The organism is Actinacidiphila epipremni (assembly GCF_012034175.1).
Taxonomy (GTDB): domain Bacteria; phylum Actinomycetota; class Actinomycetes; order Streptomycetales; family Streptomycetaceae; genus Actinacidiphila; species Actinacidiphila epipremni.
Genome location: NZ_JAATEJ010000019.1, coordinates 15,708 through 26,726 on the forward strand (window position 1 = coordinate 15,708; position 11,019 = coordinate 26,726).

At 72.1% G+C, this 11,019-nt stretch carries 6 protein-coding genes; 2 read left to right on the forward strand and 4 right to left on the reverse strand.

The features are described 5' to 3' along the window. Nucleotides 1-19: 19 nt before the first annotated feature. From HCN08_RS21915 to HCN08_RS36260, 4 genes are all read right to left on the reverse strand, one after another. Complete coding sequence (locus HCN08_RS21915; RefSeq protein ID WP_167984904.1) at nt 20-2,671, reverse strand: tetratricopeptide repeat protein; 2,652 nt, start codon at nt 2,669-2,671, stop codon at nt 20-22. Further along, nucleotides 2,671-4,380 (reverse strand): hypothetical protein, encoded by a 1,710-nt coding sequence (locus tag HCN08_RS21920; protein WP_167984905.1) that lies wholly within the window; start codon nt 4,378-4,380, stop codon nt 2,671-2,673. Before HCN08_RS21920 ends, HCN08_RS21915 begins: the two co-directional genes overlap by 1 nt. 41 nt (nt 4,381-4,421) lie before the next feature. Further along, nucleotides 4,422-4,859 (reverse strand): hypothetical protein, encoded by a 438-nt coding sequence (locus tag HCN08_RS21925; RefSeq protein ID WP_167984906.1) that lies wholly within the window; start codon nt 4,857-4,859, stop codon nt 4,422-4,424. A gap of 99 nt (nt 4,860-4,958) precedes the next feature. Continuing rightward, a complete protein-coding gene (locus HCN08_RS36260; RefSeq protein ID WP_167984907.1) occupies nt 4,959-6,848 on the reverse strand; it encodes a PP2C family protein-serine/threonine phosphatase in 1,890 nt (629 codons plus the stop codon). A gap of 106 nt (nt 6,849-6,954) precedes the next feature. Between HCN08_RS36260 and HCN08_RS21935 the strand changes: the two genes are divergently transcribed. Further along, nucleotides 6,955-7,539, forward strand: coding sequence for a TetR/AcrR family transcriptional regulator (locus HCN08_RS21935; RefSeq protein WP_167984908.1), 585 nt, complete (start codon nt 6,955-6,957; stop codon nt 7,537-7,539). 969 nt (nt 7,540-8,508) lie between these two features. Then, nucleotides 8,509-10,755: an MMPL family transporter gene (locus tag HCN08_RS21940; RefSeq protein WP_167984909.1), complete on the forward strand. Its 2,247-nt coding sequence runs from the start codon at nt 8,509-8,511 to the stop codon at nt 10,753-10,755. Nucleotides 10,756-11,019 lie beyond the last annotated feature (264 nt).

Sequence of the window (11,019 nt, forward strand, 5' to 3'; positions counted from 1 at the left end):
CCTTTCTGCTGTCCAGCGCTCAGCGTTCGGCCCAGCGCACGGTGTCGAGCAACTGCGTCATCCGTTCGGCGGGAATCGCCGCGTGGTCACTCAGGCGTTCCGGCGAACTCCACTGCGTGAACAGCGTATTGGCCCAGCGGGCGCTTTCCGCCTGCGGCAGCGAGCGAATATTCCGGTCGAGGGACGCGAGTTCGAATTCCAGCAGGTAGCGGCCCCAGCCGCCGTGCACCGCGAGACCCGGCAGCGAAACGGCGTAACGCGCCATGGCCTCCTCGGTGTTGCCCAGGCCGAAATGCGCCTCCGCCTCCAGTTTCAGCAGCCGGCTCCACAGCAGCGCATGGCTGTCCTTCGTCCGGTCGTAATAGCCGGCTATCCGGGCCCGGCAGGCCAGGGCAGCAGGGAAGTCGCGGGCCTCGATGTCGAGTTCGCACATCCCGACCTCGTTCTCCAGGATGTAGCGGAGATCCTCGGCCGACCGGGAGATGCCCAGGCTCTCCCGCCACAGCTCGATCGTGGCCGTCGTGTCACCGCGCTCCCAGAAGACGTGCCCGAGTTCGTGCACGGCCTTGGGCAGCAGCTGCCGGTTGTACGTACGGCACAGCTCGACGCTGCGCTGGAGGTCGGCGTGGGCGAGGTCCAGGATCGGCAGGTAGCCGCTCGCCGGGCCGCCGGTGCGGCCGTAGTGCGCGACCTCGTACTGCAGCAGCCGGCACAGGCCGCGCTCCATGAAGACGGCGGCCTCCCAGTGGAAGTCGCCGAGTTCGACGAAGCGGGCCAGCGCCCGCTCGTAGTGCTCGATGGCCGACTCGAACTGCGAGCCGTCGCGCATGACGGCGGCGGTCGTGTGCATGCTGACCGCGACGTCCAGCGGGCTGCCGAGCGCGCTGCGCAGGGCCACCGCCTTGCGGGCGTGGCCCACCGCCTCGTCGTGGGCGCCCAGGATGCTGGTGGCCCACGCGAGCCGGTCGTAGGCCCGGGCGGCCAGCGCCGTCTCACCGCGCTCTTCGAGCTTGGGGGCGCAGGTCGACAGCAGGTCGGCGGACTCGCGGACCAGCCCGGTGGCGTGCAGCACCTCGCCGTCCACGGTCTCCGCGAACAGCGTCAGCCGCTCGGAGTCGATCTGCCCGGCGATGTCCCTGGCCCGGCGGACGACCGGGCGGGCCAGGGGTGCCTCGCCGTCCTCGTAGAGCAGCGTGGCCAGCAGGCACAGCGCCTCCACCCGCACGCCGGCAGCCCCGTCGTCGCTCTCCTCGATCTGCCGCAGCAGCGCGCGGGCCGCCTTACGCCGGCCGGTGAGCCGGAACCACCGGGCCCGCAGCAGGATCGCCTGGGTGCGGGAGTCGGAGTCGAGGGAGGCGATCAGCTCCCGGGTCTGCTCGATCAGCAGGCCGGCGAAGTCGATGTTGCCCGACTCCAGCGCGGTGTCGATCTGCGCGATCAGCGCGGCGAAGCCGCCGACGCGGTCGCCGCGCAGCCGGTAGAAGGCCCGTTCGGCGTGCAGCATCCACAGCGCCGCCCGGCTGCCGTCGGCGGGGGCCGCCGCGACCTGCTCGTCGTACCAGGCGATGATCCTGCTGTCGAGATCGGCCCGCTCCAGGCCCACCGAGTCGACGAAGGGCCACACGTAGCCGTTGATGAGGTCACGCATCTCGTCGTGCAGGACGTAGCCGTAGCCGGGGATCTGCTTGACGAAGAACAGGCCGTTCAGTTCGGCCAGTTGCCGCGCGGCCACCTCGGGTGCCTCGCCGCCGAGGTGGCCGACCATCGCGGCGGTGTAGCGGTGCGGGAAGTGGGCCATGCGCAGGACGTGGGTGTCGATGGGCTCGCTGAGCTGCAGCACCGCCTTGACGAGGCTGCCGCGGAAGCGGTCGCGGATCTCCGCGATGCGCGGGCCGCCGTCGTCGACCACCTCGTGGGAGGGGCCGGTGTCCAGTTCCGGCAGCGGGATGTCGTACTCCAGCCACTGGGCCGCCAGCCCCAGCAGGATCGGCCGGCCGCCGGACAGCAGGGACAGCGCGGCCAACTGGTCGGCGGCCAGGCCCAGGCCGTCGAAGAAGCGGGCGGATGCCTCGGCCTCCAGCGGCTGCAGCGGGAAGGAGCGGCATTCGACGGCGGGGTCGACCTCCGAGAGCGCGGTGAACGCGTCCCGGCCGGCGAGGACGACGGTGACATTGCGCAGCCGCGGCACCGTCCGCTCCAGGAAGCGGCGGAAGACCGCCGAACGGGACGCCGGCGAGTCGACGGTGTCGACAAGGACGACCGCGCGTCCGCCCCGGGTACGGTCGGCGAACAGCCGGCCGAAGGTCTGCTCGGCGACGTCGAGCAGGCTGCGGACGGTCTCGGAACTTGTCCCGTCCCGCTGCGAGGCGATGTAGCGGTCCCTGGCCCGCCGGTACTCGCCGTCGTCCGCGCCCATGCCGCGCAGGATGTCGGTCTCCAGCGTCAGCGGCAGGCGGTAGCGGTTCGACGCCAGGTCGAGGAAGGTGCAGGTGGTGCGGTCGGTTTCCGGCCCGCCGGCGATCTCGGCGGCCAACTCCCGCAAAAGGCGGGTCTTCCCCATGCCGCCGATCGCCTCGATCGCGACGATCCTGGTGTGCGATCCGGTGGTCGCCCATTCCCTTAACTGGGCCAACTCGGCGTCCCGACCGACGAAGGTGAGCTCACGAGCCATTAATCCGTACCTTCCCGTGGCGCGGGCTCGTCCGCCGGAAGTGAGCGGATGGCCTGCACGTGCCGCGCGTACGCGTCAACGGCGGCATCTCCACCCACTTCGGTCAGGATAGCCCAGAACTCGCGGTCGTTCTGCAGAATTTCGTGGAACTGCGCCCGTAACTCGGCTGGTTCACCGAATGTGCAGCGGAACTGCGCAACCAGTTCCCTGGTGAGACCGGCGAGGGCCGTGGGGAGATCGCCTTCCTCCGGACTGACGCGACAGGTGTCGAGCCGGTGGTAGAGCGCTTCCACGGCGAAGAAGATCTGCAGCTGGTCCATCGGCTTTTGCGGCAGCTCCTGCCCCTCGGGACCGACACCGAGCACCCAGCCCCGGAAAAGGCGGGCGGCATATTGCGTCAGGCGCAGATAGCGCTCGGGTTCGGTGAGCCGCATCATGCTCGCGGACAGCAGCCGCACAATAGCGTCACGGTACATCGGATACGCACCGCTGGGCGGCGAGATCAACCAGGTCTGCCGGGACAATATGCCCAGCAGCTCGACCGGGGCGCCGTCCCACCGGATCAGGTTCTCGCGGATCAGCATGCTGATCACGTTGGCGTTGAAGCCCCGGAAGACACTGAGGGACCGCATGGCGAATGCCGCCTCGTCCGGCACGCGTGAGTAGATCTCGTCCAGCGCCGGGGCAACATGGCTTTCCGCCAACTCCGCGGCGGCCCGCGGGCTGAAGGCGTAGGTGTCGGAACGCGGGTCGAGGTCGAGCGCGAAGCCGTAGGCCGCGAAGTCGGCCACTATTCCCGAGATGACCTTCGGATGTCCGCCGCTCAACTGCACGATCTTGGTGGCCATGTGGTGGAGGTGCTCATTGCGCAGCACCCGCCCCATGCCGTCGCGTGACGCGGACTGCACCGACTCCATGACCGCCCGGGTGTCGAACGGCTCCAGCACCAGGCGGTGCAGCCGGTGGCGTACCGATCCCTGCCAGGTGGACTGCACCTTGCGTCCGCTGAACACCACGCGTAACTCGACGACTTCGGCCAGCCGGCGTTCCAGCGCGAGCACCGTGCCGTCCCAGAAGAACTGCGCGTTCTCGGCCGTCACCAGCTGTTCCATGGCGTCGAAGAGCAGGGTGAGGGCGGTACGCCCGGGGCCGGCGGCGTGCGCGACGATGTCCCCGACCAGCTTGGGGTCGCCCAGCCGGCCGCGGCTGACGATGATGTCGTTCGGCCCGACGAAGTGCGTCTCCGGCATGTCCTCGGCGCCGTCACCGCCACCGCCACCGTCTGCGTCCCCGGCGCCGGTGCCGGTGCCGGGGAGCAGGGGGACGGACGCAAGCAGGCACAGGCCGGAATCCTGCGTGGTGTTGAGCCGGCGTTGGTACTCCCGTAACAGGAATGTCTTCCCGTAACCCGCGGGCGCTTCGAGAACCACGTATTGCGGGCAGGTAGGCCGCATGAGCTGTTCGAGTTCATGCTCGCGGTTGATGAACCTGACCGTGGGAGCGAGCCGTTCCTGCACTTCGACGCGGTCGAGCGCGGAAATCTGCAGCAGGAGCGCCGATTCGGCTTCCCTCAGGCGGATCATGTCGGCGCGATCGGACACCGACTGCTCGCTGCGTGGCGCGGCGGCGAGCTTCTGCCGGAGTGCCGTGATCGTCACGCGTAGTTCGGCGAGTTCCGTCTCCAGGGCTGATCGGTCGCCGCCCGGCATTGCTCACCACCCCCCGTCCGGTGTCCGAATGTCCCGCTGCCTCACGCCTCCGCGGGAAGATCGTTCAACTGTGTCTCCAACTCACCCACGAGAACGCGTTGCTGTTCCAGATCGCGGCTCAGCGAGATCGTGCGCTCGGAGGCAGGTATGCCGGCGGCCTTGACCTCCAGGAAGTGCAGAGTGCGGCGCGCCTCTTCGAGCGTCCGGGTGAGCTCGGAACGATCATTCGGCATTTCGGGGTTCCTTGTCCTGTTCGGTCCGGGCGCGCCGGAGGGGGAGATCCGCCCGTAGAGTCCGGCGAGCAGCAGGAGCACCGATGCACCGACGAGAACGTAAAAAGGGATGTCCGCCTCGGGGCCCGCGCCGGCCAGCGTGACGAACGCGACGGTGAGCAGGATCAATCCGCCCAGCAGGAACCTGAAGGACTGGTTTCTTATCCCTTCGAGGGCGGCGCTCAACGCGCTGTACAAGCCGTCCACGTGTCCCCCCAGATCGTCAGCGCTGGCGCCAGTATGGCGGAGTGCACCGAATGTCTCCATGAAATCGCCGAATTCCCCCCGATCGGTTCTGACCAGGCGTCAGGGCAGGGTTCTGGCCAGGAGGAGGGCGGTGTCGTCGTCGGTCGGGGCGCCGGAGAGCTGGGTGCGGACGACGGTGGCGCAGAGGTCGTCGAGGGTGCGGAAGGGGTGGGCGAGGGCGGCGCGCAGGCGTTCCATGCCCTCGTCGAGGTCGCCGCCGCGGGTCTCGATCAGGCCGTCGCTGTAGAGGGCGATCACGCTGCCCTCGGCCAGCTCCACGTCGATCGAGGTGAAGGACGCCAGGCCCACGCCGATCGGGGCGCCCGGCGGCAGGTCGGCGAAGGTGACGGAGGGGGTGGGCGGGGATGTGGACCGGGAGGTGGCTGGGGTCGCGTTTTGCGGGGGCGTGGGTGGGGCGACGATTGCCGGGGGCGGGTGGCCGGCGCTGGCCAGGGTCCAGTGGCGGGTCGCCGGGTCGTACACGCCGTAGACGCAGGTCGCTCCGACGACCGGTGGCATGGGGCCGACCTCGCCGGAGGGCTCCGGGGTGAGGTCGACGGCGAGTTCGTCGACCAGGGCGAGCAGGCGGTCGGGCGGCACCTCCAGCTTCGCGAGGGTGCGGACCATGGTGCGCAGCCGGCCCATCGTCGCCGCGGCGTTGATGCCGTGGCCCACCACGTCCCCGACGACCAGGGCTACCCGGTCGCGGGACAGCGGGATCACGTCGAACCAGTCGCCCCCGACGCCGGCGTGCGTGTCCGCGGGCAGGTAGCGGAAGGCGACGTCGAGCGCGCTGCCGCCGGACAGGCGGTGCGGCAGCAGGTCCTGCTGGAGCGCGAGGGCGGCCATGCGCTCACGCGTGTAGCGCAGGGCGTTGTCCAGGCTCAGCGAGGCGCGGGCCGCCAGATCCTCGGCGAGCTCCAGGTCCGCGCGGGTGAAGGGGGTCGCGTTCTCGGTCCTGACGAAGACGGCGACCCCCAGCATCGCCCCGCGCGCCTGGAGCGGGACGATCATCAGGGAGTGCATGCCGGTGGCGTGGATGACCCGGGCCCGGTCCGGGTCGTTGTCCAGCCAGGTGCCGGGCGAGGTGTCCAGGACCGGCTCGAAGTGCGACCTGCGGCTGTCCAGCACCGCGGTGAAGGGCGACCGCGGCGGCACGAAGACCGGCGTCCCGCGGCCCCACAGGGATTCGCGCAGGTCGGGGTGGATGGAGGCGACGCCGGCGCGGTAGAAGCCGGGGATGCTGACGTCCGTGGACCGCAGGTGGCCGAGCGGGACGCTGCCCAGCGGCACGGCCTCCGCGAGGTCGATCGTGACGTAGTCGGCGAGGTTGGGCACCGTGGTCTCGGCCAGCTCCTGGGCGGTCTCCATCGGGTCAAGGTTCGTGCCGATCCGGCTCTCGGCCTCGCTGAGCAGGTGCTGCCGGCCCCGCTCCCGGGCGTCGTCGGGACGCCACATGAGCCATGCCGCCTCGCCGGCGGTGGGCAGTGGGGTGACCCGCAGTTCCACGGTGGCCTCCCGGCCGCCGCGACAGCGGATCCGCACGCGGCCGGACCAGGGGCCGCCGGTGAAGGGGGCGCCGGGGGGTTGCGGGGTGGGGGGCGCGCCGCCCGCGGGTTGCGAGGTGGGTTGCGGGGTGTCCGGGGGTTCCGGTGCGGGTTGTTGCCGGCCGCCTGGGGGTTGCGGGGGCTGGGGCTGGGCCTCTGCCGTTGCCTGCGCCTTCAGTTCCGCGGCGGCGTCCGGGGCCAGGTGGCAGGCGGACGTGCCGCCGGCCAGCAGTTCGCCGACGGGGCGGTGCAGCGCCTCCCGCGCCGTGAGGCCCCACAGGCGCTCGGCGGTGGTGCTCCACACGGCGACGCTCAGGTCGCCGCCCAGCACCGCGAGGACGTCGACCGCTTCGTGGACTCCGCCTTCCCCGGAGGAGGAGGCCGGAGGCTCGTGCCCGAGCATGACGGGACTATGCCCGGATATGCGGCTGATACTCCCTTTGCGGCGCCGGGCGCCGGGCCCCGGCGATTATTGACCGGTCGGTTTGTTATTGCCCTAGGGTGCGGGCATGGCCAGGACCAAGGAGTTCGACCCGGACGCCGCGCTGCAGTCAGCCCTGGAGCTGTTCTGGCGGCGCGGGTACGAGGCGACGTCGGTGGCGGACCTCGTGGCGCACCTCGGGGTCGGGCGGGCCAGCATCTACGCCACGTTCGGCAACAAGCACGAGCTGTATCTCAAGGCGCTGGACCGGTACAGCGAGAGCCGCGACGCGAGCCTGCTCGGGGAGCTGTCCCAGCCGGGGCCGGCGCTGCCGGCCGTACGGGCGGTGGTGCGGCGGTTCGCGGCGGAGGCGAGCGGTGAGGAGCGGCGGCGCAAAGGGTGCTTCGTCACGAACACCGCCGCCGAGCTGGGGGCGCGCGACGCGGCGGCGGCCCGGCGGGTCGAGGCGAGCTGGGGCCTGGTCGAGACGCTGCTGCGGTCGGCGCTGGTCCGCGCGCACGCGCAGGGTGAGCTGGCGGCGGACCGCGATCCGCGGGCGCTTGCGCGGATGCTGCTGGTGCTGATGCAGGGGCTGCGGGTCGTCGGCAAGGCCGCCGGTGACCCGGGGGTGGTGCGGGACGCCGCCGAGCAGGCGCTGGCGCTGCTGGACTAGGCGCGCGGGCGCCTGTGCGGGGGGTGCGGGGGCGTCGGGAGGGTGCGGGGGGGGTGTGGTTGGCCTGGGTGGGGCTTGTGGGGGCTGTTTTTGTGGAACGGTCGGTCTGGTATTGGAGGGTTCTTCATGTCCGCACGCTTCGCCGGCTCGTCCGTCCTGGTCACCGGGGCGGGCCGGCCTGAGCGGTGGTCTGGTCCGGGGGTGGCGGTGGGGGTCGGGGCCGCTCCCCGGGGTGGTGGGGTCGGGGCCGCTTCGGGGGGTACCTCCTCGGACTGCGCACCATGACCTCGCTGCGTCTCCGGTGACCTCTTGTCGTGCGCAGTCCTGCGGGGGCACCCCCCGAACCAGCCCCTCCCGCTCTCGTCGCACCTCTGACCGCCGGTGGGGGGTCGGGGTGGGGGTGGGTGGGCCCGGTCCCTGCCGCTCGCCCCGTGCCTCTGACCGCCGGTGGGGGCGGGGGTGGGTGGGGTCCGGGCCATGCCGCTATCGCCGGGCCTCTGACCGCCGGTGGGGGTACGGGTGGGTGGGGGTCCGGTCCCTGCCGCCCTTGTCGGGCCTCTGACCGCCGGTGGGGGCTCGGGTGGGTGGGGGCCGGTCCCTACCGCCCTTGTCGGGCGGCTGACCGGCGGTGGGGGTGCGGCGGAGGGCCGGGCCCTGCCGTTCTCGTCGGGCCTCTGGCCGCCGGTGGGGGTGCGGGTGGGTGGGGGCCCGATCCCTGCCGCCCTTGTCGGGCCTCTGGCCGCCGGCGGGAGCTCGGGTGGGCGGGGCCGGGCCCTGCCGTTCTCGTCGGGGCTCTGGCCGGCTGTGGGGTGGGGGGGTGCGCCTGGGTGGTGGTGGGGGAACCGCCGGGGGTGGATGTGGTGGGGGGGCGGAGTTGTACGCCACAATCGGGGGGCGGCTCGTCCGGTTCGGGGGATGGGCCGTGGTGTGACCAGGCAGCCTGACGACGCCCTCACGGGAGGATTCCCCATGTCCGCAACAGCTCAGGTTCCGCCGCCCGATACGGGTGACCGGGCGGTGGCCGTCACCGGGCGGCTGGCGCGGGTGGCGCGCTTACTGGTCGGGCGGCGGCGGGTGGCGCTGCTGGTCGTGGCGTTGGTCGCCGTCATTGCGGCGGTCGCCGGCGGGGGTGTGGAGGGCATGCTGTCCAGCGGCGGGTACACCCCGCAGTCGGCGCAGTCCGTCAGTGCGGACCAGGTGCTGGCGCAGCGGTTCCATGCCGGGGCGCCCGACCTGATCCTCGTCGCGCATACGGACGCCGGGGTGTCGGACGCCGCGGCCGTACGGGCCGGGGAGGCGTTGACGGAGCAGGCCGCGAAGGCCCAAGGCGTCGTCTACGCACGGTCGTTCTGGTCCACCGGGGACGCCACGCTGCGGTCCGGGGACGGCGACACCGCGCTGGTGCTGGTCAAGCTCGCCGGTGACGAGGACGCCGCCTACCACCGGGCGCATGACCTCACGCCGGTGCTGGAGGGCCGGCACGGGCCGCTGAACGTCCGGGTGACAGGGCTCTCGCAGGTCAACTCCGAGGCGGACGACCAGAGTTCGAAGGACCTCACGCGGGCCGAGCTGCTGGCGGCGCCGCTGACGCTGCTGATCCTGCTCGCCGCGTTCGGCTCGCTGCTGGCTGCGCTGCTGCCGGTGCTGGTCGGCGTCGTCGCGGTCCTGGTGACGTACGCGATGCTCGCCGGGCTCGCGCAGGTGACGTCGGTGTCGGTCTTCGCGCTCAACATCACGACCGCGCTGGGCTTCGGACTGGCCGTGGACTACAGCCTGTTCCTCATCAGCCGCTACCGCGAGGAGCTGGCCGCGGGCCGGGACGTGACGGAGGCGGTCGCGGCGGCCGTCCGGACCGCCGGGCGTACCGTGCTGTTCTCCGCGCTGACGGTCGCGCTGTCGCTCGCGGCGCTGCTGGTCTTCCCGCTGTACTTCCTGCGCTCGCTGGCGTACGCGGGTGTGCTGGTGGTGATCCTCGCCGCGGTGGCCGCCCTGGTCGTGCTGCCGCCGATGCTGGCCGTCATCGGGCGGCGGATCGACCGCTGGGACGTCTTCGCGCCGCTGCGCCGCCGGCTGCCGGGGGCGCGCGGGCCGGAGCAGGGGGTGTGGCACCGTACGGCGATGGTGGTGATGCGGCGGCCGGTGGCCGTCGGCGGGGTGGTCGCGGTGGTGCTGGTGGCGCTCGCGCTGCCGTTCCTCCAGGCCCGGTTCGCGCTGATGGACGACCGGGTGCTGCCGCGGCACAGCGACGCGCAGGTCGCCGCCGACGTGCTGCGTACGCAGTTCCGTTCGGCGCAGACCGCGCCGGACGTGGTGGTGCTGCCCGATGTGGACGCCGCCGCGCAGGGGGCGTCGCTCACGGCGTACGCCGAGCGGCTCTCGCGGGTGCCGCACACCGTGCGGGTGGACTCCGCCGCGGGCAGCTTCGCCGGCGGGCGGCAGGTGGCGCCCGCGGCGGACGGGTACGTGGCGCCGCGGGGGGCCGGGACGTGGCTGTCGGTGCTCTCGGACGTGGACCCGTCCTCGGCGGCGGGCGAGCGGCATGTGCGGGCGGTACGGGCGGTGCAGGCGCCGGGGGCGGCGCTGGTGGGGGGTGCGGCGGCGAGCCAGGTGGACACCAAGGACGTGCTGGCCGACCGGCTGCCGTGGGCGGGCGGCGTGATCGCCGCGAGCATGCTGGTGCTGCTCTTCCTGTTCTCCGGCAGCGTCGTCATCCCGCTCAAGCAGCTCGTGCTCAACATCCTGAGCCTGACGGCGTCCTTCGGGGCGATGGTCTACGTCTTCCAGGACGGCCATCTCAAGTGGCTCGTGGGCGACTTCGTGAGCACCGGGCGGCTCGAAGTGACCGTGCCGATCCTGATGTTCTGCGTGGCCTTCGGGCTGTCCATGGACTACAGCGTGTTCCTGCTGTCGCGCATCCGGGAGGAGTACCTGGCCACCGGGGACACGACGCGGGCGGTCGCCTTCGGACTTGAGCGCACCGGGCGGCTGATCACCGCGGCGGCGCTGGTCGTCGCGACGGTGCTGGGCGCGCTGGCGACCTCGCAGCTGAGCATCCTCAAACTGCTGGGCGCGGGGCTGGCGTTGGCGGTGATCGTGGACGCCACGCTGGTGCGCGGGCTGCTCGTGCCGGCGCTCATGCGGCTGCTGGGCCGGCACAACTGGTGGGCGCCGGGGCCGCTGCGCCGGCTGCACCAGCGGATCGGGCTGACCGACTGAGCCTCGGGCGGTGGCCCCGGAGGGTCCCGCAGGACCGTCCGCACGGGCGGCGCCGCGGGGCCCTCCGGGCATATAAGGGGCCCCTACGGGCGGGCTTGCGTTGCCCGTACGGACGGGTCCGCGCGGCCTTCCCGGGCGGTTCCGCTCCGCGCGCGGAGACACCCGTTGAACGGGCTTTACCTCCCCTTGACCCGCCTTCCGCTACCGCCGCGAACGGCTCCAGTAGACGTATAGACGCCGTGCAGAACCTGTGCAGTGCGGTCG